The 24533-nt window shown below is 72.0% G+C and carries 27 protein-coding genes; 16 read left to right on the top strand and 11 right to left on the bottom strand.

Going from position 1 to position 24533, the window contains the following annotated elements:
• Nucleotide 1: 1 nt before the first annotated feature.
• Nucleotides 2-757, bottom strand: coding sequence for a hypothetical protein (locus ACYU8V_RS03845; protein ID WP_460845289.1), 756 nt, complete (start codon nt 755-757; stop codon nt 2-4).
• 16 nt (nt 758-773) lie between these two features.
• Here ACYU8V_RS03845 and ACYU8V_RS03850 point away from each other — a divergent pair, with 16 nt between their 5' ends.
• The 4 genes from ACYU8V_RS03850 to ACYU8V_RS03865 are packed head-to-tail and all read left to right on the top strand — an operon-like array spanning nt 774 to nt 3590.
• Nucleotides 774-1571, top strand: a complete 798-nt coding sequence (locus ACYU8V_RS03850; RefSeq protein ID WP_460845290.1) for an ABC transporter ATP-binding protein — start codon at nt 774-776, stop codon at nt 1569-1571.
• A gap of 56 nt (nt 1572-1627) precedes the next feature.
• A complete protein-coding gene (locus ACYU8V_RS03855) occupies nt 1628-2107 on the top strand; it encodes an NfeD family protein (RefSeq protein WP_460845292.1) in 480 nt (159 codons plus the stop codon).
• Nucleotides 2104-3228 carry an SPFH domain-containing protein gene (locus tag ACYU8V_RS03860; protein ID WP_460845294.1) on the top strand — a complete coding sequence of 375 codons (1125 nt, stop codon included), beginning with the start codon at nt 2104-2106 and terminating at the stop codon, nt 3226-3228. The genes ACYU8V_RS03855 and ACYU8V_RS03860 overlap by 4 nt, the downstream gene beginning before the upstream one ends.
• Complete coding sequence (locus tag ACYU8V_RS03865) at nt 3225-3590, top strand: DUF4190 domain-containing protein (RefSeq protein WP_460845296.1); 366 nt, start codon at nt 3225-3227, stop codon at nt 3588-3590. The genes ACYU8V_RS03860 and ACYU8V_RS03865 overlap by 4 nt, the downstream gene beginning before the upstream one ends.
• Here ACYU8V_RS03865 and ACYU8V_RS03870 read toward each other — a convergent pair.
• The 7 genes from ACYU8V_RS03870 to ACYU8V_RS03900 are packed head-to-tail and all read right to left on the bottom strand — an operon-like array spanning nt 3587 to nt 9968.
• Nucleotides 3587-3943: a DUF4267 domain-containing protein gene (locus ACYU8V_RS03870; RefSeq protein WP_460845299.1), complete on the bottom strand. Its 357-nt coding sequence runs from the start codon at nt 3941-3943 to the stop codon at nt 3587-3589. The two genes, ACYU8V_RS03865 and ACYU8V_RS03870, sit on opposite strands and share 4 nt — an antisense overlap.
• A gap of 33 nt (nt 3944-3976) precedes the next feature.
• Nucleotides 3977-4927, bottom strand: coding sequence for an alpha/beta hydrolase (locus tag ACYU8V_RS03875; RefSeq protein WP_460845301.1), 951 nt, complete (start codon nt 4925-4927; stop codon nt 3977-3979).
• Nucleotides 4924-5646 (bottom strand): gamma-glutamyl-gamma-aminobutyrate hydrolase family protein, encoded by a 723-nt coding sequence (locus ACYU8V_RS03880; protein ID WP_460845302.1) that lies wholly within the window; start codon nt 5644-5646, stop codon nt 4924-4926. The genes ACYU8V_RS03875 and ACYU8V_RS03880 overlap by 4 nt, the downstream gene beginning before the upstream one ends.
• A gap of 7 nt (nt 5647-5653) precedes the next feature.
• Entirely contained in the window at nt 5654-6433 is a 780-nt protein-coding gene (locus ACYU8V_RS03885; RefSeq protein ID WP_460845305.1) for a 3-oxoacyl-ACP reductase, read from the bottom strand.
• Between the two features lie 36 nt (nt 6434-6469).
• The gene (locus ACYU8V_RS03890) at nt 6470-7831 is read right to left on the bottom strand and encodes an aldehyde dehydrogenase family protein (RefSeq protein ID WP_460845306.1); all 1362 of its coding nucleotides are present in this window, start codon (nt 7829-7831) and stop codon (nt 6470-6472) included.
• Nucleotides 7828-9195, bottom strand: coding sequence for a glutamine synthetase family protein (locus ACYU8V_RS03895; protein WP_460845307.1), 1368 nt, complete (start codon nt 9193-9195; stop codon nt 7828-7830). The genes ACYU8V_RS03890 and ACYU8V_RS03895 overlap by 4 nt, the downstream gene beginning before the upstream one ends.
• A gap of 8 nt (nt 9196-9203) precedes the next feature.
• Complete coding sequence (locus ACYU8V_RS03900) at nt 9204-9968, bottom strand: FadR/GntR family transcriptional regulator (RefSeq protein WP_460845309.1); 765 nt, start codon at nt 9966-9968, stop codon at nt 9204-9206.
• A 130-nt stretch (nt 9969-10098) separates the two neighbouring features.
• On the opposite strand from ACYU8V_RS03900, the gene ACYU8V_RS03905 reads away from it, so the two are divergent.
• The 6 genes from ACYU8V_RS03905 to ACYU8V_RS03930 all read left to right on the top strand — a co-directional run bounded on the left by ACYU8V_RS03905 (nt 10099) and on the right by ACYU8V_RS03930 (nt 16360).
• A complete protein-coding gene (locus ACYU8V_RS03905) occupies nt 10099-11697 on the top strand; it encodes an amino acid permease (RefSeq protein WP_460845310.1) in 1599 nt (532 codons plus the stop codon).
• Nucleotides 11694-12440, top strand: coding sequence for a phosphotransferase (locus ACYU8V_RS03910; RefSeq protein WP_460845312.1), 747 nt, complete (start codon nt 11694-11696; stop codon nt 12438-12440). Before ACYU8V_RS03905 ends, ACYU8V_RS03910 begins: the two co-directional genes overlap by 4 nt.
• Nucleotides 12433-13641, top strand: a complete 1209-nt coding sequence (locus ACYU8V_RS03915; protein WP_460845315.1) for an MFS transporter — start codon at nt 12433-12435, stop codon at nt 13639-13641. Before ACYU8V_RS03910 ends, ACYU8V_RS03915 begins: the two co-directional genes overlap by 8 nt.
• Before the next feature lie 4 nt (nt 13642-13645).
• Complete coding sequence (locus ACYU8V_RS03920; RefSeq protein WP_460845316.1) at nt 13646-14527, top strand: hypothetical protein; 882 nt, start codon at nt 13646-13648, stop codon at nt 14525-14527.
• Between the two features lie 61 nt (nt 14528-14588).
• Nucleotides 14589-15731 (top strand): LLM class flavin-dependent oxidoreductase, encoded by a 1143-nt coding sequence (locus ACYU8V_RS03925; protein WP_460845672.1) that lies wholly within the window; start codon nt 14589-14591, stop codon nt 15729-15731.
• Nucleotides 15728-16360 carry an FMN reductase gene (locus ACYU8V_RS03930; protein ID WP_460845317.1) on the top strand — a complete coding sequence of 211 codons (633 nt, stop codon included), beginning with the start codon at nt 15728-15730 and terminating at the stop codon, nt 16358-16360. Before ACYU8V_RS03925 ends, ACYU8V_RS03930 begins: the two co-directional genes overlap by 4 nt.
• Nucleotides 16361-16374: 14 nt before the next feature.
• On the opposite strand, the gene ACYU8V_RS03935 is transcribed toward ACYU8V_RS03930, so the two are convergent.
• Nucleotides 16375-16902, bottom strand: coding sequence for a YbhB/YbcL family Raf kinase inhibitor-like protein (locus tag ACYU8V_RS03935; RefSeq protein WP_460845319.1), 528 nt, complete (start codon nt 16900-16902; stop codon nt 16375-16377).
• Nucleotides 16903-16970: 68 nt separating this feature from the next.
• On the opposite strand from ACYU8V_RS03935, the gene cobA reads away from it, so the two are divergent.
• The 6 genes from cobA (at nt 16971) to ACYU8V_RS03965 (ending at nt 22936) form a co-directional block, all read left to right on the top strand.
• Complete coding sequence (gene cobA, locus ACYU8V_RS03940) at nt 16971-18200, top strand: uroporphyrinogen-III C-methyltransferase (RefSeq protein WP_460845321.1); 1230 nt, start codon at nt 16971-16973, stop codon at nt 18198-18200.
• Nucleotides 18201-18210: 10 nt separating this feature from the next.
• Nucleotides 18211-19014, top strand: coding sequence for a TrmH family RNA methyltransferase (locus ACYU8V_RS03945; protein ID WP_460845322.1), 804 nt, complete (start codon nt 18211-18213; stop codon nt 19012-19014).
• 21 nt (nt 19015-19035) lie between these two features.
• Nucleotides 19036-19530: a hypothetical protein gene (locus ACYU8V_RS03950; RefSeq protein ID WP_460845323.1), complete on the top strand. Its 495-nt coding sequence runs from the start codon at nt 19036-19038 to the stop codon at nt 19528-19530.
• A gap of 159 nt (nt 19531-19689) precedes the next feature.
• Nucleotides 19690-20532, top strand: coding sequence for a serine protein kinase RIO (locus ACYU8V_RS03955; protein WP_460845324.1), 843 nt, complete (start codon nt 19690-19692; stop codon nt 20530-20532).
• Nucleotides 20533-20570: 38 nt separating this feature from the next.
• Entirely contained in the window at nt 20571-21884 is a 1314-nt protein-coding gene (locus ACYU8V_RS03960) for a DUF6421 family protein (RefSeq protein ID WP_460845325.1), read from the top strand.
• Nucleotides 21881-22936, top strand: coding sequence for a threonine aldolase family protein (locus ACYU8V_RS03965; RefSeq protein WP_460845326.1), 1056 nt, complete (start codon nt 21881-21883; stop codon nt 22934-22936). The genes ACYU8V_RS03960 and ACYU8V_RS03965 overlap by 4 nt, the downstream gene beginning before the upstream one ends.
• Here the strand turns inward: ACYU8V_RS03965 and ACYU8V_RS03970 are convergent.
• Both ACYU8V_RS03970 and def read right to left on the bottom strand, forming a co-directional pair.
• Entirely contained in the window at nt 22933-23841 is a 909-nt protein-coding gene (locus ACYU8V_RS03970; protein WP_460845327.1) for an alpha/beta hydrolase, read from the bottom strand. The two genes, ACYU8V_RS03965 and ACYU8V_RS03970, sit on opposite strands and share 4 nt — an antisense overlap.
• A gap of 18 nt (nt 23842-23859) precedes the next feature.
• Complete coding sequence (gene def / locus ACYU8V_RS03975) at nt 23860-24465, bottom strand: peptide deformylase (protein ID WP_460845329.1); 606 nt, start codon at nt 24463-24465, stop codon at nt 23860-23862.
• Nucleotides 24466-24533: the final 68 nt, after the last annotated feature.

Consider the following 24533-nt stretch of genomic DNA (forward strand, 5'->3'; position numbering starts at 1 on the left):
CTTACGTTAGTGGCGGCCAGCCGTCGGGGGAGAAGGCCGCGGTCAGCGCGAGACGGACGGCGTGCTCCAGCGGGCGCAGGGCGGCCCGGCGCTGCTCGATCTCGCCGGCGCTCACGGCGGCTCCGTCGTCCTCGGCCGCCAGCTCGACGACCCGCCACAGGTGCAGGGCGCGGCCGGCCAGGCCCGCACACCGAGGAGGTACGCCGGGCGGCGGGCCGAGCGGCTCGGCGGCCCGCAGGTCGATCAGCTCGTCGGCCACCTCGGGTCGCCAGCGCGCGACGTCGAGGCGCTGCAGCGCCCCGGCCGCCTCGAGCACGGCGGCCCGCAGGGCACGGTCGGCCTCGCCGAGGTCGGGGGGCGGCCGGCGCTCGGCGGCGTACGCCGTCCACTCGACCGCCCGTCCGACGGCCGCGGGCACGAGCGCCGTGCCGGCACCGAGCAGGAGGGCCACCTGTCCGGCCTCGATCGCCGCTGCGGTGAGCGCCGCCGGACCGCGCAGGCCGACCGGGTCGCCCGCCGCCGGGAAGGAGGCGCCGATCGCATCCGCGCCGTCCGCGCGCTGCCGCGCCAGGTACGGGAGCAGCCCCGGCTCGTCCCCGATGACCACGTGGGCGACGTCGTCGGCACGCACCGCGTCGAGCAGCTCGTCGGGCCCGATCGCGCCGCGCAACCAGGCCGTTCCCCACCACGCGAGGCGCGCGGCAGCGGGAAGGGCGGCGTACTCGGTCCGTGGCGTCGTCATGGCGACGTCAGACATTAGTAGGGTTGCTGCCATGTCGTCTGCCGTGCTGGAGCTCGCCGAGGTCAGCGTCCGCCGGGGAGGTGCGACCCTGCTGGACCGGGTGAGCTGGGTCGTGCGCGAGGGCGAGCGCTGGGTGCTGCTCGGCGCGAACGGCGCGGGCAAGACCACCCTGATGCAGGTCGCGGCCGCCCAGCTCTACCCGACCTCGGGTGCCGTGGGCATCCTCGGCGAGCTGCTCGGGACCATCGACGTCTTCGAGCTGCGGCCGCGGATCGGTGTCGCCAGCGCGGCGATCGCCGAGCGGATCCCGCGCGACGAGACGGTGCGCGACCTGGTCGTGTCGGCGTCGTACGCCGTGCTGGGCCGGTGGAACGAGCAGTACGACGACCTCGACCACGCCCGCGCCAGCGACCTCATGCGCGAGGTGGGCATCGAGCGGCTCGCCGACCGCACCTTCGGCACCCTCTCGGAGGGGGAGCGCAAGCGGGTGCAGATCGCGCGCGCGCTGATGACGGACCCGGAGCTGCTGCTGCTCGACGAGCCCGCGGCGGGTCTCGACCTCGGCGGGCGCGAGGACCTGGTGTCGACGCTGTCGGTCCTGGCCTACGACCCGGCCTCGCCGGCGACGGTCGTCGTGTCCCACCACGTGGAGGAGATCCCGCCCGGATTCACCCACGTTCTGATGCTGCGCGACGGTCGGATCGTTGCCTCCGGACCGCTGGAGTCGACCCTCACGCCGGAGGCCCTGTCGGCCACCTTCGGAATGCCGCTCGCCCTGTCCCACGAGGACGGCCGGTGGGCCGCCCGGCGACGCCAGCACCGCAGCTGACCGCGCGCGACGGCGTTCGCCGTTTGTCCCCATTCCACCGGGGATAGGCTCACATCATGCACTGGTTGCAGGACCACCAATGGGAGGCCTGGCTCGCTGTCGCCGTCCTCCTGATGATCGCCGAGATGGCGACCCTCGACCTGATCATGGGGATGCTCGCCGTCGGCGCGCTCGCCGGCATGGCCACCGTTCTCCTGAGCGACTCCGCCGCTGTCCAGGGGATCGTCGCCGCGATCGTCGCGGTCGCGATGCTGGGCGTCGTCCGGCCCTCGCTGGCACGGCGCCTCCACCACGGCACTGACATCGCCCTCGGCAACGACCGGGTCATCGGCCTGCACGGCGTGGTCCGTGAGCCCATCGCCCCGCTGCACGTCGGGAGGGTGGCGGTCGACGGCGAGATCTGGACCGCCAGCGCGGACGTCGACATCCCGGAGGGCTCGGCCGTCGAGGTCCTCGAGATCCGCGGAGCCACCGCCCACGTCAGGGCCGTCCAGGCGCCCGGCGCCGAATTCCCCGAGTACAAGGAGCTTCGATGATCTACCTCGTCCTGCTGGCGATCCTCTTCCTCTTCGTGGTGGTGATCCTCGCGAAGACGGTGCGGGTCGTCCCCCAGGCGCGCGCCGGGATCGTCGAGCGCTTCGGCAAGTACAAGCAGAGCCTGCCGGCCGGCCTGAACTTCGTCGTCCCGTTCATCGACAAGGTCCGCTACATCATCGACCTGCGCGAGCAGGTCGTCGGGTTCCCGCCCCAGCCGGTCATCACCGAGGACAACCTCTCGGTCGACATCGACACGGTCATCTACTTCCGCGTGACCGACCCGGTGGCGGCGACGTACGAGATCGCCAACTACATCTCCGCGATCGAGCAGCTCACCATGACCACCCTGCGCAACATCGTCGGTGGCATGGACCTCGAGCAGACGCTGACCAGCCGCGACCAGGTCAACTCCGGCCTGCGCGGCGTGCTCGACGAGGCCACCGGCAAGTGGGGCATCCGGGTCAACCGGGTCGAGGTCAAGAGCATCGACCCGCCGGCCTCCATCAAGGACGCCATGGAGCAGCAGATGCGCGCCGACCGGTCCAAGCGCGCCTCCATCCTCACCGCCGAGGGCCAGCGCCAGTCCGCGATCCTCACCGCGGAGGGCAACAAGCAGTCCGCGATCCTGAACGCCGAGGGTGCCCGTGAGGCCGTCATCCTCGAGGCGCAGGCGTCGCGGGAGGCGCAGATCCTGCGGGCGCAGGGTGAGGGCCAGGCGATCCAGACCGTCTTCCAGGCGATCCACGACGGGCGGCCCGACCAGGCGCTGCTGGCCTACCAGTACCTGCAGATGATGCCGAAGCTCGCCAACGGCGAGTCCAACAAGATGTGGATCATCCCGAGCGAGTTCAACGAGGCGCTCAAGGGCCTCGGCTCGACGATCGGCAACCTGCCCGGCATCCCGCAGGAGGTCGACGGCCCCAAGGTGCGCGTCGACATGGGCCCGGCCGAGCCGGCCGAGAGTGCCGAGTCCGACGCCGAGGAGGCCTCGACCCGGTCGGCGGTCGAGGACGCCATCCGCGAGGCCGAGGAGGCCGCGCACCCCGGACGCGAGATCCCGACCGACGGTCCGTCCGACACCCCCGCGCCGGGTGCCGAGCCTCCGCAGGGCGAGGAGTGAGCTACCCGCCCTACCAGCCACCGCAGGGTCCGCCGTACGGCTCCGAGCCGTACGGCGGCCCCCCGCTGTACCAGGCGCCGCGCCCCACCAACGGCCTGGCGATCGCGTCGTTGGTGACCAGCCTGGTGGCGGTGGTCGGTGCGTTGCTGTGCTGCGCGCCGGGACTGCTCGGCATCGCGGGCGCGATCATGGGCCACGTGGCGCTGGGCCAGATCCGGACGCGTGGCGACCAGGGTGGGCCGCTCGCGGTGACGGGCATCGTCATCGGCTGGACCGCCGCGGTGCTGTCGATCCTGGTCTTCGTGGTGGTCGTGGTCTTCTTCGCCCACTCGTGGGAGGGCGTGCGCTACAGCTCGGTCTAGCCGCGGAGCGCGCCGATGGCGCCGGAGACGACCGCGCCCGACGCGACGCCGATCAGCAGGATGCCGGCGGTCTTCGGGATCCGGTTCGCCTGCAGCTCCAGCGCGCCGGTGGCGGCGTCGGAGGCGTCGATCGCGACGCCCACCATCGCCAGCGTGCGACGGGTGTTGCCCGACGAGGCGAGGGTGAGGCCGCCGACGGCGATCTCACGCGCGGCGAACAGCCGCGTCATGAAGGGCAGGTGCGGGTTGGTGGCGGGCGCGAGGCCGAAGGCCTTCGCCGCGAGCTCCGGCGCGACGAAGGCGCAGATGCCGATGAGGATGCGTCCCAGGGAGAGGCCGGTCACAGGGTCCATGCTCGGCACCCTAGTGGGTGGGGCGAGGGCGGGTCAGTCGACGTAGGCGGTGAGCCAGCGGCCGATCTCGGCGTACGCCCGCTCCCGGGCGTCGGGGCGCGAGAGCACGACGTCGTGGACGGCCCCCGGGACCGCGGCGTAGGTGACATGCCGGCCGACGGCGGTCGACCAGCGCCGGATCTGCCGGACGTCGAGCACGATGTCGGTGGTGAAGGCGCGCTCGTCGAGCTCCTTGGGGGCGCTGGAGCGGTCCGAGGAGAGGACCAGCACGGGGCACGCGACGTCGAGCCCGGCCTGCAGCCGCGCGTGCCCGGCGCGGATCGCGGCCAGCCAGCCGTAGCGGACCGGGAAGGACGACAGCGGCTTCCAGGTGAGGTCGAAGTCCCAGGCGCCCTCGTGGTCCTTGTGCAGGCTGCGGCCGTAGATCCCGCTGACCTCGCGGCCCATCACTCGCAGGGGCGCGCGCTTCCCGGCCTGCGCGAGGAGCATGGTGACCGGGCGGGAGCGCATCAGCGCCGGCCCCTGCAGGTCCAGCCACGGCGAGTTGAGGAACAGGCCCTCCAGCTCGGGCGGCCTGCGCTCGTCGGCCCACAGCGCCGCGATCAGCCCGCCGGTGGAGTGGGCCGCGATGACGACGCCGGCGTGACCGTCGCGCCTGGTCATCCGCTCCCAGGCGGCATCCAGCTCCTCGAAGTACGCCGCCAGGTCGGCCACGTAGGTGCCGGACTGGTGCTCGCGCAGCGACCTGCCGTACTTGCGGAGGTCCAGCGCGTACATGTCGCGCCCATGGGCGAGCCACCACTCGGCGTACTCGGTCTGGAAGAAGTAGTCGGAGAACCCGTGCACGTGCAGCACGGCGCGGTCGGTGGGCGTGCCGGCGGAGCGGCTGACGAGCGTCGCGACGACCTCACCCTCGAAGTCGGGCTCCAGCGGGATGGTCTCCGCGAGCCAGGGATCGCCCAGGACGTCGGTCGTGATCGTCACGGGGAGATTGTGCCACCCGCGCGTGGCTGTGCGGCGGCGACCAGACCGACCAGCAGGCCGATGTCGGCGACCGTCTCCGGGTGCCACTGCACCCCGACCCGGAACGCGTCCCCGGGAGCCTCCATGGCCTCCAGGGTGCCGTCCGCCGCCGTGGCGACGGCGGTGAAGCCGGGATGGGTGGCGACCGACTGGTGGTGGTGGCAGGCGCCGATGACGGAGCCCCCGACCAGGCCGGCGAGCCGCGAGCCGGACACGACGGTGACGGGGATGGTCCCGAAGGCGTCCGCGCCGGGGGAGTGCTCGGCATGGCCGACCCGGTCCGGGACGTGCTGCTCGAGCGTCCCGCCCGCGTGCACGGCCATCAGCTGCATGCCCCGGCAGATCCCGAGGACCGGCAGGCCGGCGTCGTACGCCGCCGTGAGCAGCGCGAGCTCCCACGCGTCCCGGTCGGGGCGCCAGCCCGCGGTGCGCTCGTGCGGCTCGGCGGCGTACCGGGCGGGGGCGACGTCGGCGCCGCCGGCGATGACCAGACCGTCCAGCCGCGACACCACGGCGGCCGCGGCACCGTCGGCGCCCACCGGCGGCAGCAGCACCGGTACGCCGCCCGCGGACTCGACCGCGGCGGCGTACTGCGCCGGGAGGAGGTCGGCGGCCTGGTGCCAGACGCCCCAGGCCGCCTCCTCCCGGTAGGTGGTGATCCCGATCAGCGGCAGGGTCACCGGATGCTCACAGCGGCGTGACGTAGGCGCCGCTGATGCCGCCGTCGACCAGGAAGGTGTTGGCGGTCATGAACGACGAGTCGTCGCTGGCCAGGAACAGCACGGCCGACGCCATCTCGCTCGGCTCGGCGAAGCGGCCCAGCGGGACGTGCACGAGCCGGCGCGCGGCGCGCTCGGGGTCCTTGGCGAACAGCTCCTGCAGCAGCGGCGTGTTCACCGGCCCGGGGCACAGCGCGTTGACGCGCACGCCCTGCCGCGCGAACTGCACGCCGAGCTCCCGGCTCATCGAGAGCACGCCGCCCTTGGACGCGGAGTACGAGATCTGCGAGGTGGCGGCACCCATCACCGCGACGAAGGACGCGGTGTTGATGATCGAGCCCTTGCCCTGCTCGAGCATGTAGGGCAGCGCCGCCTTGCAGCACAGGTAGACCGAGGTCAGGTTGACCTCCTGGACCTTGCGCCAGGCCTCGAGCTCGGTGTCGAGGATCGAGTCGTCCTCCGGCGGGCTGATGCCGGCGTTGTTGAAGGCGATGTCGACCGAGCCGTAGGTGTCCTTCGCCGTCTTGAACAGCGCGTCGACCTGCTCCTTGCTCGTGACGTCGACGTGGACGTACGTCGCCACGGCCGCGCCGCCGAGCCGCTCCACGATCTCCGCACCCCGCGCGTCGTCGATGTCGCCGATGACGACCTTGGCGCCCTCCTCGACGAACCGCTCGACCGTCGCCAGCCCGATCCCCGAGCAACCGCCCGTGACGACCGCTACCCGGCCCTCGATCCTGCCTGTCATCTCTCTCCTTCGTGTGGTGCGCGGTTCTCTGCGAACTCAGTGCGCGATGAAGACGTTCTTCTCCTCGGTGAAGGCGTACGGCGCCTCCGGGCCGAGCTCGCGTCCGAGGCCGGACGCCTTGTAGCCGCCGAAGGGCGTCCAGTAGCGGACCGAGGAGTGCGAGTTGACGCTCAGGTTGCCCGCCTCGACGGCCCGGGCGACCCGCAGGCCGCGGCCGAGGTCGTTGGTGAAGATCGAGCCGGACAGGCCGTACTCGGTGTCGTTGGCCAGCTCGATCGCGTGCGCCTCGTCGTCGAAGGGCATCACCGCCACGACGGGCCCGAACACCTCCTCGCGCCAGATCCGTTCGGCCGGGTCCTCGACACCGACCACCGTCGGGGGCACCCAGAAGCCGCTGCCGTCGGGCGCCGAGCCGGCGAACAGGGTGGTCGCCTCGTCGAGGAAGCCGGCGACCCGGTCGCGCTGGGCGGCCGAGATCAGCGGGCCCATGTCGCCGCCCTGGTCGGTGCCGGGGTCGACGACCCGCACCGCCTCGACGGCCGGCTGGAGGAGCGAGAGGAACTCCTCGTACGCCGACCGCTCGACCAGGATGCGCGAGCGGGCGCAGCAGTCCTGGCCGGCGTTGTCGAAGACGGCTCCCGGCGCGGCGGCAGCGGCGGCAGCAAGGTCGCTGTCGGCGAAGATGATGTTGCTGCTCTTGCCGCCGAGCTCGAGCGTCACCCGCTTCACCTGGTCGGCGCAGCCGGCCATGATCTGCTTGCCGACCCGCGTCGATCCGGTGAAGCAGACCTTGCGCACCAGCGGGTGGGTGACGAACCGCTCGCCGACCACGTCGCCGCGTCCGGGGATCACGGTGAGGACGTGCTCGGGCAGGCCCGCCTCCAGCGCCAGCTCGCCGAGCCGGATCGCGGTGAGCGGCGTCAGCTCCGCCGGCTTGAGCACGACGGTGTTCCCGGCAGCGAGCGCGGGCGCGAAGCCCCAGCCGGCGATCGGCATCGGGAAGTTCCACGGCACGATCACACCGACGACGCCGAGCGGCTCGTGGAACGTGACGTCGATGCCGCCCGGGACCGGGATCTGCCTGCCGAAGAGCCGCTCCGGGCTGGCGGAGTAGTAGTGGAGGACGTCGCGGACGTTGCCGGCCTCCCAGCGGGCGTTGCCCCAGGTGTGGCCGGCATTGCGGACCTCGAGCTCGGCGAGCTCCTCGACGTGGGCGTCCACGACGGCTGCGAACCGGCGCAGCAGCCGGGCGCGGTCGGCCGGCGCCACGGCGCGCCACGACGCGAAGGCGGCGTGGGTGGCCTCGATGGCGGCGTCGGCCTCGGGGAGTGACGCGAGGGGGACGTCCTGGACGGGGGCCGCGGTGGCCGGGTTCAGGATCGTGAAGGTGTCGCTCACAGTCGCTCGAACCCCCGGTTGCGCTCCCAGTCGGTGACCGCGGCGTCGTACGCCGTCAGCTCCACCTCGGCCATGTTCACGTAGTGGTCGACGACCTCGTCCCCGAACACCTTGCGCGCGATCGCCGAGGAGCCGAAGAGGTCCCGGGCGTCGCGCAGCGTGGTCGGGATCCGCGGACGGTCCGCGGCGGCGTACGCACTGCCGACCAGGGGCGGCTCCAGCTCCAGCTCGTTCTCGACGCCGTACAGGCCGCCCGCCAGCATCGCCGCGATCGCGAGGTAGGGGTTCACGTCGCCACCGGGCACCCGGTTCTCCAGACGCGCGCCCGCGCCGGTGCCGACCAGCCGCACGGCACACGTGCGGTTGTCCTCGCCCCAGGCGATCGTGGTCGGTGCGAACGACCCGGCGGCGAAGCGCTTGTAGGAGTTGATGTTGGGCGCGTAGATGAGGGTGAAGTCCGCCATCGTGGCCAGGATGCCCGCGATGAACCGCTCGTAGAGCGGGGTGCGGCCGCCGTCGTCCCAGAACACCGTCTCGCCGTTCGGGCCGCGCAGCGAGAGGTGGATGTGGCACGAGTTGCCCTCGCGCTCGTTGTACTTCGCCATGAAGGTGAGCGACTGCCCGTGCTGAGCGGCGATCTCCTTGGCCATCGTCTTGTACACGGCGTGGTTGTCGGCGCTGGTGAGCACGTCGTCGTACAGGAAGCCGATCTCGTGCTGGCCGAAGTTGCACTCACCCTTGGCGCCCTCGACGTTCATGCCGGCGGCGTACGTCGCATTGCGGATGGCGCGCAGCAGCGGCTCGACCCGCGAGGTGCCGAGGATCGAGTAGTCCACGTTGTACTGGTTCGCCGGCGTCAGCCCGAGGTAGTGGGCGTCGTGGGCCTGCTCGTAGGTCTCCTCGAAGACGATGAACTCCAGCTCGGTCCCCGCGACCGCGGTGAACCCGAGCGCGGCGGCCTTGGCCTGCTGGGCGGCGAGGATGCTCCGGGGCGACTGCGCCACCGGGCTGTGGTCCGGCCATGCGAGATCGCACTGCACGAGCGCGGTCGCGGGGTGGTGGGGGAGGAGCCGGATGGTGTCGAGGTCGAGGGCGAACTCCATGTCGCCGTACCCGCGCTCCCACGACGTGATCGCGTAGCCGTCGACGGTGTTCATCTCCACGTCGACCCCGAGCAGGTAGTTGCAGCCCTCGGTGCCGTGGCCGACCACGTGCTCGAGGAAGTACGCCGCGTGCAGCCGCTTGCCCTGCAGCCGCCCCTGCATGTCGGTGAAGCCGACGACCACGGTGTCGATCTCGCCGGCCGTCACGGCTGCGGTGAGCTGCTCCACGGTGAGGTGCCGGTCGTTGCGCGGATGGGTCACGTCGTCTCCTATCCGACCAGGCCGCGCAGCAGCGCCGCCGTGTCGTCGCAGTGTTGCTCCATCGCGCGCCGGGCCCGGTCGGGCCGGCCGTCACGGATCGCCTTGGCCACCGCTGCGTGCTGGTGGTCGGAGTGGTCGATGTTGCGGTCGAGGACCGGGATGGCGAGCAGCATCTCGTTGAGCACCCGCTGCACATCGGTCACGCTCGCGATGACACGAGGTGACCCCGACAGCGCCGCGACCGTCAGGTGGAACCGCGAGTCCGCCTGCCGGTGGGTGGCGGGCTTGCGGGCCTCGGTCACGTCGTCGAGGACCGCCTGCAGGCCGGCCAGTTGGTCGGCACCCAGCAGGCGGTCACGGCTGCGCGCGGCGGCGAGGTACGCCGCCCCCGGCTCGATCACCCGCCGGAAGTCGAGCGAGTCGAGCCACTCGGCCCGCATCTCCGGGGTGAGCCGGGCCGCCTTGCGGGCCGACGGCGTGCGGGGCTTGAGGGTGACCACGGTGCCGCCGCCGCGGCCGCGCCGGGTCTCGACCAGGCCGGCCTCGCGCAGGGCGGCGATCGCCTCGCGCAGCGCGGCCCGCGAGACTCCCATCCGCTCGGCGAGCTCGCGCTCGCCCGGCAGCGTGCTGCCCAGCGGGTAGACGCCGAGCCGGATCGCGGTCGCCAGCTGCTCCACGCACGCCTCGAACACGTGGTGGCCGCGGACCGGACGCAGCACGCTGCCCTGGAGGTCGAGCTCCGGGGGCCGCTGCGCAGGTGAGGCTGGTGGCACGGCGCCATCCTGGCAAACCCGCGCCGTTAGGTAAAGGTCTGAGTTCATACCTTTTTTACACCGATCTGTTTACAAGTCGTTCAGGGCGGGTCTAGCGTCCCGAGGAACCCGCATCCATGGAGGTGTCCCCATGCCCGAAGGCCACGACGAGGGTCTTGTCCTGCACGACAGCGACGAGGCCCATCTCGCCAAGCTGGGCTACAAGCAGGAGCTCGCCCGCACCTGGTCCGGCTTCTCGAACTTCGCGATCTCGTTCTCGATCATCTCGATCCTGGCCGGCTGTCTCACGACCTTCGCGACCGGCTGGAACAACGGTGGCCCTGCCGCCATCGCCTGGGGCTGGCCGGTCCTGTCCCTCCTGATCCTGGTGATCGGGATGTGCATGTCGGAGCTGGTCTCGGCGTTCCCGACCTCGGGCGGCATCTACTGGTGGGCCAGCAAGCTGGGCAGTCCGGCCCACGGCTTCTACGCCGGCTGGCTCAACCTCATCGGCCTGCTCGCGATCGACGCATCGGTCGCGTACGGCTGCGCGACGTTCTTCGACGCGACGCTGGGCTACCTCGACAGCGGCTACACGGCCGGCAACCTGGACCGGATCTTCCTCTACTTCATCATCGTCCTGGCCCTCGCCGCGGCGATCAACATCTTCTCCAGCCACCTGCTGGCGGTGCTCAACAACATCTCGGTCTGGTGGCACGTCATCGGCGCCGCGGCGATCATCGTGATCCTGTTCTTCTTCCTCAAGGACGGCGCGCACCACGCCTCGCTGCACGACGTGTTCGGGACCACGGTCAACAACACCGGGCTGTTCGGGGGCGGCAAGGGCGTGGGCGTCTTCGTGTACCTGCTCCCGCTGTCGGCCCTGCTGACCCAGTACACGATCACCGGGTACGACGCGTCGGTCCACCTGTCCGAGGAGACGCACGGCGCCGCCGACACCGCGGCGAAGGGCATCTGGCAGTCCATCCTCTACTCGGCCATCGGCGGCTGGATCCTGCTGCTCGCGGTGCTCTTCGCCGTGCAGAGCGTCGACGGCGTCTCGGCCGGCGGCGGATCCTTCTTCGCGGTCATCGGCGCGGCGCTGACGTCCAAGGTCGCGGCGCTCGTCGTCTTCATCTCGACCGCCGGTCAGTTCTTCTGCACCTGCGCGTGCATGACGTCGACGAGCCGGATGTTCTTCGCGTTCTCGCGCGACGGCGCGGTGCCCGGCGCCAAGCTGTGGTCGAAGCTGAACGCCCACAAGGTCCCCGTGTACGGCGTCATCGCCTCGGCCGTCGTCGCGCTGGTCCTGACCCTGCCGGCGCTGGTCAAGGTGAACGAGGGCACCGCCGACGCGCCGATCTACGTCCCGGTCGCGTTCTTCGCGGTCGTCTCGATCGGCGTGATCGGCCTGTACCTCTCCTTCGCGATCCCCATCTACCTGCGCTGGAAGCACGCCGAAGCGTTCGAGCTGGGGAGCTGGAACAACGGCCGGAGGTACCGGTGGATGAACCCGCTGGCCGTGATCGAGATCGTCATCATGTCGGTGGTCGGCATGCTGCCGACCTACATCCTGGGTGTGCCGGGCGCGGACGGGTTCTCGATGAAGTTCGTGAACTACGCGATCATCGTCGTCCCCGTCGCCCTGATCGCGCTGACCATCTACTGGCACGTCTCGGTCAAGCACTGGTTCAAGGGGCCGATCCGCACCATCGACCTGCCGGAGGAGCCCGTAGCCTCGGGCGTGTGACCGACGACCGACCCCTCGAGCGCCTGGCCGTGCTGGCCGGGCGCTCGTGGGCGTCCACAGCCCTCGCAGGCGGGCTCAACAACACCGCCTGTCGCGTCCGCACGACCGACGGCGCGGTGCCGGAGCTCGACCTGGTGGTGCGCCGCTGGCCGGCCGACGACGGGCTCGACCACGACGTCGAGGTCGCGGCCGCGGAGGCCGCGGCGACGGTCGGGGTCGGACCTGACGTGCTCGAGCACCAGCCCGCGGACCGACTCGTCGCGCTGCGGCACCTGCCCGGCCGCACGCTCACCGCGGAGGAGCTGAAGGACGACCGGACCCTCGCACGGGTCGTGGCCGCGGTCCGGCGGCTGCACGCCGTCGAGGTGGACGTGCCGGCGCTCGACCTGCTCGGCCGCACGACCGTTCCGGCCGAGATCGCCTCGTCGTTGATCGCGCACCCCGAGCCACTGGTGCTGTGCCACAACGACCTGGTCCCCGACAACCTGGTCGACGACGGCGAGCAGGTCCGCCTCATCGACTTCGAGTACGCCGGGCTGGGCGAGCCCGCGGCCGAGCTGGCCGGCCTCGCGGTCGGTGCGGGGTTCGACGACGAGCGGGTCACCGCCCTGACGGAGCTGTACTACGGCGGTCCGGCCCCGGACAGCCTGGAGCGGGTGCGGCAGTGGCAGGTCGTCGTACGACGCCTCTGGAGCGACTGGGCACGCGAGCGTGGCCACCCGCAGTGGGTCCTCGATGAGTGAGTCGCGTCCCGCCCTGCGCCCGTGGCACTTCGTGCTCGCCTTCGGCGTGGTCAGCCTGCTCGCGGACATGGTCTACGAGGGCGCGCGCAGCATCATCGGCCCGTACCTGGCCACCCTGGGCGCATCGGCGACGGTGGTCGGCCTGGTCGCGGGGGCCGGGGAGTTCATCGGCTACGGGCTGCGGGTGGTGTCCGGCTACGCGGTCAGCCGCACCCAGCACTACTGGGTGTGGACGATCCTCGGCTACGCGCTGACCGTGCTGAGCGTGCCGCTCATCGGGGTGACGGGAGCGATGGCGCCCGCGCTGCTCCTCTACGGCTCGGAGCGCCTCGGCAAGGCGGTGCGCTCCCCGGCCAAGGACACCCTGCTCTCGCACGCCTCGAGCGCCACCGGTCGCGGCAAGGCGTTCGGCGTCCACCAGGCGATGGACCAGACCGGCGCCATCGCGGGGCCGCTGCTGCTGGCGGCGGTGCTCGCCGCGCACGAGGGCGACTACCGGCTCGCGTTCGGCGTCCTCGTCGTGCCGGGTGTGGTCGTCCTCGGTGTGCTCGCGTGGCTGCGCTGGCGGGTGCCAGACCCGCTGGCCTACGAGGACGGCCCGGCCCGGGGGCCGGCCACGCCCGACCTCACCGAGCCGCTGCCGGCCCGCTTCTGGTCCTACGTCGGCGCCGTCGCGATCCTCTCCTGCGGCGTCGCGTCCTTCCCGCTGCTCGCGTTCCACGCGGTGCACGTGCACCTGATCGCACCCGACCTGATCCCCGTCCTCTTCGCGGTGGCCATGGCCGTCGACGGCCTCACCGGCCTCGTGGTCGGCACCGTGTACGACGCCCGCGGCCCGGTCGTCCTGCTGGCGGTGCCGCTCGCCGCGATCGCGTCGGTCGGGGCGTTCAGCCTGACCGCGTGGGTGGTGTGGGCCGGGGTCGCCGTGTGGGGGATGGTCAACGGGGTCCTCGACTCGACGGTCAAGGCCGTGGTCACCGAGCTCGTCCCACCGGCCCGCCGGGCGGTCGCGTTCGGCTGGCTGGCGCTCGTGCGCGGCCTGGGGCTCCTGGTCGCCGGCGGCGTGCTCGGCGCGGTCTACGACCAGGGCCGGGTGCTGGCGCAGGTCGTCATCGTGGCCGCCAACCTCGTGGCGTTCGTGGCCCTGGCCCTGGTGCTTCCGCGGCGCCGCGGAACCGCGACCGGCCCCGGAACGTCCTAGGAGCATGATCGCCAGAGTCGGGGGACTGGTCGTGGTGGCGGCGCTGCTCGCCGGCTGCGGCGGCACGCCCGGAACCCACCAGCAGGTGCCGCTGCCCAGCGGGCAGGCCACCGAGACGACCGCTGACAACCGCGCCGCCGCGCGTGCCGAGTCGGAGCGGCTGCTCACGGTGCTGAGCCCGCCGGCCGGAGGGCGGGTGGTCGACGCGTCGCCGGCGGCCGACCTGCGTGATCCGCTCGAGGGGGTCGGTCCCTCCGACGGCCGTCTCTCCCGGCACGCGTGGTGGACCGTCCCGATGGCGCCCACCGACTTCGCCGCGTGGCTGCAGGGGCAGCGCCCGGCGGGGATGTCCGTCCAGGACGGCGGCAGCAGCAGCGCGGCGGACGGGACCATGGTCGACATCGCGGAGCTCGACGGGACCGGGACCTCGGCGTACTCCGCGCCGGTGGTGACCTTCGCCTACGTCCCGCACGACGGCGGGACGGCGGTCCGCCTCGACACCTTCCTCGCGGCCCGGTACGCGCGGACGACGTACCTGCCGACCGACGTCAGCCGGGTCGTGATCCGGCGGGACACCAGCAGCATGATGTCGTCCGCGCGCCGCCGGGTGCGCACGACCGTCGTCACCGACCCGGCGCGGATCGGGCGCCTGGTGACGGCGGCGAATGGTCTGCCGGGCATCGTGACCGTGCCGAACATCTTCCACTGCCCGATGATGCGGACCGTGACGAGCGCGAGGGTGACGTTCACCAGCCCGTCGGGCGTCTTCACCATCGACGGACCGGCCACGGTGTGCGGGGCGGTGCTGACGCTGAGCAAGGACGGCCACCGGGTGCCACCGGCCCTGGACCCCGGAGGTGCGTGGTTCCCCCTCCTCGGAATATAGTTGACACGTCATCTGTTCTGACGGGTGACGGAAACTACCCCAGGAGCGGACCATGAGCGGCATCCAGATCGGCATCTTCACCGTCGGCGACGTGACCACGGACCCGACGACCGGACACACCCCGTCCGAGCACGAGCGGATCAAGGCCACCGTCGCGATCGCGAAGAAGGCCGAGGAGATCGGCCTGGACGTCTTCGCCACCGGCGAGCACCACAACCCGCCGTTCATCGCGTCGAACCCGACCGCGACGCTCGCCTACATCGGCGCGCAGACCGAGAGGATCATCCTCTCGACGGCCACGACGCTGATCACCACGACCGACCCGGTGCTGATCGCCGAGGACTACGCGAAGATCCAGCACCTCACCGACGGCCGCGTCGACCTGATGATGGGCCGCGGCAACACCGGCCCGGTCTACCCGTGGTTCGGCAAGGACATCCGCCAGGGGATCAACCTCGCCATCGAGAACTACGCGCTGCTGCGCAAGCTGTGGAGCGAGGACGTCGTGAACTGGGAGGGCCGGTTCCGTACGCCGCTGCAGGGCTACACCTCGACCCCGCGGCCGCTCGACGGCGTGGCGCCGTTCGTGTGGCACGGCTCGATCCGCAGCCCCGAGATCGCCGAGCAGGCCGCGTACTACGGTGACGGCTACTTCCACAACCACATCTTCTGGCCGGCGTCGCACGCCGCGCAGATGATCAAGCTCTACCGCGAGCGGTTCGAGCACTACGGCCACGGCACGGCCGACCAGGCCATCGTCGGGCTGGGCGGGCAGATCTTCATGGCCCGCAACAGCCAGGACGCCGTGAACCAGTTCCGGCCGTACTTCGACAACGCCCCCGTCTACGGCCACGGGCCGTCGCTGGAGGAGTTCACCGAGCACACGCCGCTCACCGTCGGGTCGCCGCAGCAGGTCCTCGAGCGCACCCTCTCCTTCCGCGAGTACGCCGGCGACTACCAGCGCCAGCTCTTCCTGGTCGACCACGCGGGACTCCCGCTCAAGACGGTCCTGGAGCAGCTGGACCTGCTCGGCGAGATCCTGCCGGAGATGCGCAAGGGCTTCGCCGAGGGTCGGCCCGCCCACGTCCCGGACGCGCCCACGCACGCGAGCCTGGTCGCCGCCGCGGGTGGCGCCCACGACTCCACCGTGCACGCCGAGGACACCATGACCGGCACCACCGACCGCGAGGAGGTCGACGCATGACCACCACGATCGTCGTCGTCTCGGCGGGACTCTCCGTCCCGTCCTCGACCAAGCTGCTCGCCGACCAGCTCGGCAGCGCCGTCGAGCGCGCGATCCATGCCCGCGGGGGCGAGGTCAGCGTCCGGCACGTCGAGCTGCGGCCGCTCGCCCACGCGCTGGCCGACAACCTGGTGACCGGGTTCGCCAGCGGCGACCTGGCCGACGCGATCGAGGCCGTCCGGCACGCTGACGGGCTCGTCGTCGTGACGCCGGTGTTCGCGGCGTCGTACTCCGGGCTGTTCAAGACGTTCTTCGACGTGATCGAGAACGGCGCCCTGGACGGAAAGCCGGTTGTCCTTGCGGCCACCGCCGGCACCGCCCGGCACAGCCTGGTGCTGGACCACGCGCTGCGGCCGCTGTTCGCCTACCTGCGGGCCGCTGTCGTGCCGACCGGTGTCTTCGCGGCCACCGACGACTTCGCCGGCGACCAGCTGGCCAAGCGGATCGACCGCGCGGCCGGAGAGCTGGCTTCCGCGGTGGGGACGGCCGACCCGGTCGGGCCGGCCGCCCCGAGCGCGCCGGTGGTGGACGCGCAGGTCACCCCGTTCGCCCAGCTGCTCGCCGAGGCCGGCGGCGACTCGATCCGCTGAGGATCAGCCGAGGGTCAGTGCGCGTAGGTGCCGGTCAGGATCGCCCTGCCGGCGGTCTTGAACGCCAGGTTGAAGCCCACCACGGCCGGGGTCGCGTCACCGTCGACGCCGAGCTTCGGCTCGGTGACGGCGTGCACGACGAAGAAGTAGCGGTGCACCTGGTCGCCCTGGGGCGGCGCGGCGCCGCCGAAGGCGCGGGTGCCGAAGTCGTTGCGGACGTGGAACGCACCCTCCGGCAGGGTGGCGTCGCTCGCCCCCGCACCGGTGTCGAGGCTGGTGACGTCGGCCGGGATGTCGACGGCCACCCAGTGCCAGAACCCGCTGGGAATGGGGGCGTCCGGGTCGAAGCAGGTCACCACGTAGCTCTGGGTCCCCTCCGGGCCGGGCTCCCACGACAGCTGCGGCGAGGTGTTGCCGGCGTCGTACACCTGGTCGGGCTTGAGGGGTTGGCCGCCGGTGACGTCGGTGCTGGTGACCGAGAACGAGGGAGCGGCGGGCAGGAGCGGGTACGGGTCCGGGCTGACCGGGCGATCGAGACTCATGCCACGAAACTAGTCCGAGCCATGGGCCCGTGCCAGGAGGCCAGCGCCACGTTCGGAAGAATGGGCCCGTGAGCGACTTTCCGCCGTACCTCTCGGGCCTGCGCCTCTCCGGTCGACGCGTCGTCGTCGTGGGCGGTGGACACGTCGCCCAGCGCCGGGTGCCGCAGCTGATCGCGGTCGGCGCCGACGTGCACGTGGTGTCGCCCGACGCGACCCCGGCGATCGAGGGCCTGGTGGGCTCCGGGGAGGTCTCCTGGCACCAGCGCCCGTTCGCCGACGACGACCTCGAGGGCGCCTGGTACGCCATGGCGCTCACCGACGACCCCGCCGTCAACGACCGGATCAGCGCGCTGTGCGAGGAGCGGCGCGTCTTCTGCGTCCGCTCCGACGACGCGACGCTCGGGACCGCGTGGACACCCGCGACCGGACGGTACGACGATCTCACCGTCGCCGTCCTCGGCAACCGGGACCCGCGCCGGTCCGCCGCCGTGCGCGACCATGTGGTCGAGGCCCTGCACGAGGGCCGGATCCAGGCCTCGCACGGCCGTCCCGGCGGCGAGAAGGTCGCGGGCGTGACGCTCGTCGGTGGCGGGCCCGGCCATCCCGACCTCATCTCGATCGCCGGCCGCAAGGCGCTGATGGAGGCCGACGTCGTGGTCGCCGACCGGCTCGCGCCGCGCGAGCTGCTGGGGGACCTGCCCGCCGACGTGGAGCTGATCGACGTCGCGAAGCTGCCGCGCGGCCGGTCCGCCATGCAGGAGGAGATCAACCGGGTCATCGTCGACCGGGCGCTCGAGGGCAAGCGGGTCGTGCGGTTCAAGGGCGGCGACAACTTCGTCTTCGGTCGCGGGTACGAGGAGATCCTGGCCTGCCGCGAGGCGGGCGTGCCGGTGACCGTCATCCCCGGCCTCACCTCGCCGGTGGCCGTTCCTGCGATCGCGGGGATCCCGGTCACGCACCGCGGCATCACCCACGAGTTCTGCGTCGTGTCGGGACACATCCCGCCCGAGCACCCCGACTCGCTCGTGGACTACGCGGCGCTGGCGCGGATGCGCGGGACCGTCGTGCTGATGATGGCGGTGGAGAACGCGCCCGCCATCGCCACGGCCCTCGTGTCCGGTGGTCGTGCGGCCGAGACGCCGGTCGCCGTGATCTGCGACGGCACCATGCCGACCCAGCGGACGGTCCTGGCGACGCTCGGGACCCTGGGGTCCCGGCTGGAGGAGGAGGCCGTCAAGCCTCCCGCGATCATCGTCATCGGTGAGGTCGTCCGGGTGGCGCACCCCGACGCGTTCTGATGGTGGGCTGATGGCCGAGCTGGTCGAGATCTCCGACCCGGCCGATCCCCGGCTGGCCGACTACCGCGACCTGCGCGACGTCGAGCTCCGCAAGTCGCTCGAGGCCTCCCACGGCCTCTTCCTGGCCGAGGGCGAGAAGGTCGTACGCCGTGCCGTGGCCGGTGGCGCCTCGCCGCGGTCGTTCCTGCTGGCGCCTCGCTGGATCGACGGGCTCGCCGACGTGCTGGAGGCGTCGTCCGCGCCCTGCTACGTCGTGTCCGAGCAGCTCGCCGAGCAGGTGACCGGCTTCCACGTCCACCGCGGTGCGCTGGCGTCGCTGGAGCGTCCGTCGCTGCCGTCGGTGGACGCGGTGCTGGAGGGCGCGCGGTCGATCCTGGTGCTGGAGGACATCGTCGACCACACGAACGTGGGTGCGATCTTCCGCAGCGGAGCCGCGCTCGGGTTCGACGCCGTGCTGCTCGCGCCGCGGTGCGCCGACCCGCTCTACCGCCGTTCCATCAAGGTGGCGATGGGGGCGGTCTTCTCGGTGCCGTGGACCCGCCTGCCCGACTGGTACGACGCCCTGCCGTCACTGTCCGCCCGGGGGTTCACCACGGTGGCGCTGACCCTCGCCGACGACGCCGTGCCGATCGAGGAGGCCGTCGACGGGGTGGACCGCGTCGCGCTCGTCCTCGGCTCCGAGGGCCACGGGCTGTCGCCGCGCTGGCAGGAGACGGCCGACCGGCGGGCGATCATCCCGATGAGCCGCGGGATCGACTCGCTCAACGTCGCCGCGGCCTCGGCGGTCGCCTGCTACGTCACCGCCCGACGCTGAGGGGCATGTGAGACTCGGGTCGTGCCCGACGTACGCCTGATCGGCTCGGTCCCCGACGCCCCGTGGCTGCCCACCGGCAGCACGGCCGAGGCCTGGGCCGGAGCCGACTGCGCGGTGCCGGACGCCGTGATCATCGTCCGGCTGCTGCTGTCACGGCAGGGCGCCGCCGGGCCGGAGCTCTTCACGGTGCGGACCGAGCGCGGCCCGGACCTTCCGACCGAGCGCTTGGCGGCGGGGGAGCCGGTCTCCTGGGAGGAGGCGCTCGCCGACCTCGCTCGGCGTACCCATGGCGCCGGAGGTGTCGAGCACCGGTGCATCGGCTACATCCGCAACGTCGTCCCGGCGCCCGATGCGGCCTACCCGCACCCGGTCCCGTGGGCCCACGTACCGGTGTTCGAGCCTTCGGGACCCGTCGAGCCGGTGTGTGACGGGACCTGGGTGGGCCTCGCGGCCTCCCGTCCGGACCTCGCGGTCCGCCACTGGTGGCCCGTCGTGGAGCGCCACCTGGCCGGGTGAGCCCACAAAATCGGTTGCCCGCCCGCGACCCGGCCTGCCAGCATCGTCGGCGAGACGCCGGTGTGGCCGGCTCCGTGATCGAGAGGAGAAGTGACGTGTCCATCACTGTCCTCGGCCTGTCCACGACCGGCCTTGTCGATCTCTCACGGAGCAACCACCTTGTCCCACCCTCTCGAGGGGATTGACCCCTCCTTCGTCTTCGACTTCCAGACCTACGACGAGGTCGGCGCCGGCCAGCGCTGGTCGACCTGGCTGAGCGTGGAGCCGCTGTCGCGCGGCCCCGAGCCCCGGCCCGACTGGCTGGTGACGTCCCAGGGCGCCATCGACACCGAGCTCGGCATCCTCAAGACCGGCAAGGAGGCCGACGTCTTCCTCATCGAGCGCGCCGATCCGCACGAGCCCGACCGCGGGGCGGTGATGGCGGCCAAGCGCTACCGCGACGCCGCCCACCGGACGTTCCACCGCTCCGCGAGCTACACCGACGGCCGCAGCGTGAAGAGGTCGCGCGACGAGCGAGCCCTCAAGCGCGGGTCGAGCTGGGGGAAGGTGGTCGCCGCCGGCGAGTGGGCGGTCGCCGAGTGGAACGCGCTGAACCGGCTCTGGCTGGCCGGAGCCCCCGTGCCGTACCCGGTGCAGATCGACGGCACCGAGCTGATCATGGAGTGGATCACCGACACCGAGGGGGAGTCGGCTCCGCGGCTGGCCCAGACCCGCCCGGAGCCGGAGCTGCTCCGGCGCTACTTCGACCAGCTGGTCGAGGCGATGGCGCTGATGGCGCGGTCGGGCATCGTGCACGGCGACCTGTCGCCGTACAACATCCTGGCGACCGGGGAGCGGCTGGTGATCATCGACCTGCCCCAGATCGTCGATCTGGTGGCCAACCCGGCGGGCTTCGACCTGCTGCTGCGCGACTGCACCAACGTCTGCGGCTGGTTCCGGTCGCGGGGCCTCCCCGTGGACGAGCAGGAGGTGTACGCCGATCTCCTCGCCCACGCGTTCTAGACGTGATCTACAGGAAGATCTCCGGTACGGTTACGACTATGACGGAAAACATCCGCAGCCGTGCCGCCTGGACGACGCTCCGCGACGCGGTCACCGCGTTCCAGGCCCACCAGGAGTCCGACGGATCCGCCCCCGACGCCCCGACCGGGCTGATGGAGACGATCCGCCGCAGCATCGCCGAGCTGGCGCCGGAGTTCCCGCACGACGCGGCGTACCTGACGGCCCTCGACGCCGACCTGGCCCGGTGGCAGGAGGGCGGCTTCGCCAAGCCCGACTTCCTGGACTCGCTCACGGCCTTCAACCCCTCGGTCGCGCGCGCCGACGGGCGGGGCCACCTGGTGGTGTTCCCGATGTACACCCAGAACGGCAGCGCCGACCGTCACCTCGAGGCGGTGCTGATCCACGAGGTCTGGCCGCAGTGGCTGGCCGACCTCGAGGCCACCCGCTACGACAACCCGATGTTCGTCCCGATCCGCTTCGACGACTTCACCAGCGGCTACGACACCCACTCGGCGGTGCTCTTCCCCGAGACCGTCGCCGTCCGCGAGACGCCCTCGAAGTACACGTGGGGTGCGATCTTCTGTGACCGGGAGGCCGCGCGCTTCCGCGCCGTCACGTCTGCCGCGGCCGAGACGCTCAGCCTCGAGCTGAGCGACGACCTGCGCGACCTGCTCGGCGACCAGGCGCGCTGCGAGGAGGCCTTCGTCCTCTGGGACCTCATCCACGACCGCGCCCACAGCCACGGCGACCTGCCCTTCGACCCGTTCATGATCCGGCAGCGCCAGCCCTTCTGGATGTACGGGCTGGAGGAGCTGCGCTGCGACCTGACCGCGTTCCGGGAGGCCCAGAAGCTGCTCGAGCTCGGCGTCGCGCAGGCCGGCGACGTCCAGTACGCCGTGCTCTTCGACCGCCTCTTCCGCTTCCCGGTCTCCGGCGACCGCGTGCGCAACTACGACGGCATGGGCGGCCAGCTGCTGTTCGCCTACCTGCACCAGCACGACGCGATCCGGTGGACCGACAACCGCCTGCACATCGACTTCGAGGCCGCGCGCAAGCACACGGCGGCCCTCGGCGAGGAGATCGAGCGGTTCTACCGCGCCGGGATCGACCGCCCGAAGCTCACCCACTGGCTCGCCGGGCACGAGCTGGTGTCGACGTACCTCCCGGCGCACCCGGCGTCGCGCTGGGCGCACGCGAGCGACAACCTCGACCTCACCCTGCCCCCGCGGCAGCTGGTCGACGACGTGCTGCCCGACGAGTTCCCGCTGAGCATGTTCTACGAGGCGCTGTCCCGGAAGCTCGGGGGAGTCATCGAGTCCACGCGCGGCGTGACCGGCAGACTGTCTGCATGATCGAGCAGCGCCACGACCCGGCCCGGGTCGGCTTCGCCAGCGACAACTACGCCGGTGCGCACCCGGAGGTGATCGCGGCCCTCGCCGCGGCCAACGGTGGCCACGTCAGCGCCTACGGCGCCGACCCCTACACCGAGGCCCTGCCGAGGCTGTTCGCGCCGCTGTTCGGTGAGGGCATCGAGGTCTACCCGGTCTGGAACGGCACCGGTGCCAACGTGGTCAGCCTGCTCGCGCTCACCGAGCGCTGGGACGGCGTGGTCTGCACCACCGACGCCCACATCAACACCGACGAGTGCGGTGCTCCGGAGCGCGTCGGCGGGCTCAAGCTGCTGCCGGTCCCGACCGAGCACGGCAAGCTCACGCCGGCCGACCTCGCGATTCCACTGCGGGAGTTCGAGGACGAGCACCGGGCGCGGCCCAGCGTGCTGTCGCTGACCCAGACCACCGAGCTCGGCACGGTCTACAGCCCCGACGAGGTCGCCGAGCTGGCCCGGATCGCGCACGGCTACGGGATGGCGGTGCACATGGACGGCGCCCGCCTCGCCAACGCGGCCGCCGCCCTCGGCGTACCGGTCAAGGCGTTCACCCGCGACGCCGGCGTCGACGTCATCTCCTTCGGCGGCACCAAGAACGGGCTCGTCTTCGGTGAGGCCGTGGTCGTGCTGTCGCCCGAGCGCATCCGCGGCCCGCTCTACGTGCGCAAGTACGCCATGCAGCTGAGCTCCAAGATGCGGTTCATCTCCGCCCAGTTCGAGGCGCTGCTGCACGACGACCTCTGGCTGCGCGGCGCGGCGAACGCCAACGCGATGGCCCAGCGCCTGGCCACGGCGGTCGCGGACGTCCCCGGCGTCCAGGTCACTGCGCCGGTCGAGGCCAACGCCGTCTTCGCCCGGCTCCCGCGCGTGGTCGCCGACAAGGTCGCCGTGGAGTACCCGTTCTACCTGTGGGACGAGTCCGACCACGACAACCCGGTGGCCCGCTGGATGTGCAGCTGGGACCTCACCGAGGCCGACGTGGACGGCTTCGTGGCGGCGCTGCGCGCCGCCAGCTAGAGCAGGTCCCCGAACCTCCCGATCGTCTCGACGATCGCGGCCTGCGACGCCGAGGAGAAGGCGTCCAGGTCGAAGAAGCCGTGGATGAGGCCCGGGTACGTCGTCTGCTGCACCGGTACGCCGGCAGCGGCCAGCGCGTCGGCGTACGCGATGCCCTCGTCGCGAAGCGGGTCGTACTCGGCGGTCACGATCACCGCGGGGGCGAGGCCCTCGAGCTCGCCGTGCAGCGGCGCGATGAGCGGGTCGGTCACCGAGGTGCCCTCGGGCACGTAGTGCGCCATGAACCAGGCGATCGTGTCGGCCTCGAGGAAGTAGCCCTTCGCGTTCTCGGTGTGCGAGGCGTGGGTCCCGCCACCGTCGGTCGCGGGGTAGACGAGGAGCTGCGCGCGGATGCCCGGCACCTGCTGCGCGACGACGGCGGCCAGGTTGCCGCCCGCCGAGTCGCCCGCGACGCCGAGGCTCTCCGAGCCGCCGAGCTCGCCCAGCCGGGAGGCGATGTCCCGGGTCGCGGCGATCGCGTCGAGCGGTGCCGCGGGGAACGGGTGCTCCGGCGCGAGCCGATAGTCGACCGAGACCACGACGGCGCCCGTGCCCACGCAGATCGCCCGCGCCATGTTGTCGTGGGTGTCCAGGTCGCCGATGACGAAGCCGCCGCCGTGGAACAGGGCGACGGTGGGGACCGGCCCCTGCTTCTCGGGGCGGTAGACACGGGCGCGCAGCGGGCCTTCCGCGCCGGCGACCTCGGTGTCCTCCACCGAGGCGACCGGGATGACGGTCTCCGCGGGCCGCAGGTGGACGGTGAGCGTGCGGAACGAGTCGCGCGCGGCCGGGACGTCCATCTCGGCGATCGGGGTGCCGGTGGCGATCATGTCCAGGAGAGGGGCGATCTGGGGGTCGAGGGGCATGCCCCGCAACCTAGCCCGTCAGCTGGGCCAGTCGGCGGGATAGTCCGGAACCGCTGCGTCGTGCTGCTTCTGCAGCTTCTTGCGGGCGCGGTTCGCCAGCCGGTCGCCGAAGACCATCCCGGCGGTGTGGTCGGTCTCGTGCTGCAGGCAGCGGGCGAGCAGCCCGTCGCCCTCGAAGCGGACCGGCTCGCCGTCGAGACCGAAGCCGGTGACCGCGGCGAAGTCCGGCCGCGCGCACGGCACGAACGCGCCCGGGAACGACAGGCAGCCCTCGTCGCCGTCGTCGAGCTGGCGGCCCTTGCCCTCGGGCAGCTCGAGCGTCGGGTTGCACACCACGCCCACCCAGTGCTCGCCGGAGGCGTCCGGGCAGTCGAAGACGAACACGGCCCGGTCGACACCGATCTGGCAGGCGGCGAGGCCGACGCCGTCCGCGGCGTACATGGTGGCGACCATGTCCGCGACCAGCGCGGCCAGCTCGTCGTCGTACGACGTCACGGGCTGCTGGGGGCGGTGCATGACCGGGGCTCCCCACCGGGTCATCGGGCGGACCGTGCCGCCGCGCGGGAGCGGGCCGTACGGCGCATGCGTGATCGGCTCGGGAGGGGGAGTGGTGCCACGGGCCATGGCCGCGATCGTAAGGTCGCGGCCTGTCGCGCACGACACACGGGGTATTTGCGGACGTAGGTGTAGCG

It is taken from the genome of Nocardioides ultimimeridianus, from assembly GCF_054777895.1.

What these genes read in the sequence shown, in the direction of transcription:
- ACYU8V_RS03845 (WP_460845289.1), bottom strand. Translation starts at nt 757, where the DNA reads ATGTCTGACGTCGCCATGACGACGCCACGGACCGAGTACGCCGCCCTT.
- ACYU8V_RS03850 (WP_460845290.1), top strand. Translation starts at nt 774, where the DNA reads ATGTCGTCTGCCGTGCTGGAGCTCGCCGAGGTCAGCGTCCGCCGGGGA.
- ACYU8V_RS03855 (WP_460845292.1), top strand. Translation starts at nt 1,628, where the DNA reads ATGCACTGGTTGCAGGACCACCAATGGGAGGCCTGGCTCGCTGTCGCC.
- ACYU8V_RS03860 (WP_460845294.1), top strand. Translation starts at nt 2,104, where the DNA reads ATGATCTACCTCGTCCTGCTGGCGATCCTCTTCCTCTTCGTGGTGGTG.
- ACYU8V_RS03870 (WP_460845299.1), bottom strand. Translation starts at nt 3,943, where the DNA reads ATGGACCCTGTGACCGGCCTCTCCCTGGGACGCATCCTCATCGGCATC.
- ACYU8V_RS03885 (WP_460845305.1), bottom strand. Translation starts at nt 6,433, where the DNA reads ATGACAGGCAGGATCGAGGGCCGGGTAGCGGTCGTCACGGGCGGTTGC.
- ACYU8V_RS03905 (WP_460845310.1), top strand. Translation starts at nt 10,099, where the DNA reads ATGCCCGAAGGCCACGACGAGGGTCTTGTCCTGCACGACAGCGACGAG.
- ACYU8V_RS03915 (WP_460845315.1), top strand. Translation starts at nt 12,433, where the DNA reads ATGAGTGAGTCGCGTCCCGCCCTGCGCCCGTGGCACTTCGTGCTCGCC.
- ACYU8V_RS03920 (WP_460845316.1), top strand. Translation starts at nt 13,646, where the DNA reads ATGATCGCCAGAGTCGGGGGACTGGTCGTGGTGGCGGCGCTGCTCGCC.
- ACYU8V_RS03930 (WP_460845317.1), top strand. Translation starts at nt 15,728, where the DNA reads ATGACCACCACGATCGTCGTCGTCTCGGCGGGACTCTCCGTCCCGTCC.
- ACYU8V_RS03935 (WP_460845319.1), bottom strand. Translation starts at nt 16,902, where the DNA reads ATGAGTCTCGATCGCCCGGTCAGCCCGGACCCGTACCCGCTCCTGCCC.
- ACYU8V_RS03945 (WP_460845322.1), top strand. Translation starts at nt 18,211, where the DNA reads ATGGCCGAGCTGGTCGAGATCTCCGACCCGGCCGATCCCCGGCTGGCC.
- ACYU8V_RS03960 (WP_460845325.1), top strand. Translation starts at nt 20,571, where the DNA reads ATGACGGAAAACATCCGCAGCCGTGCCGCCTGGACGACGCTCCGCGAC.
- ACYU8V_RS03965 (WP_460845326.1), top strand. Translation starts at nt 21,881, where the DNA reads ATGATCGAGCAGCGCCACGACCCGGCCCGGGTCGGCTTCGCCAGCGAC.
- ACYU8V_RS03970 (WP_460845327.1), bottom strand. Translation starts at nt 23,841, where the DNA reads ATGCCCCTCGACCCCCAGATCGCCCCTCTCCTGGACATGATCGCCACC.
- def (WP_460845329.1), bottom strand. Translation starts at nt 24,465, where the DNA reads ATGGCCCGTGGCACCACTCCCCCTCCCGAGCCGATCACGCATGCGCCG.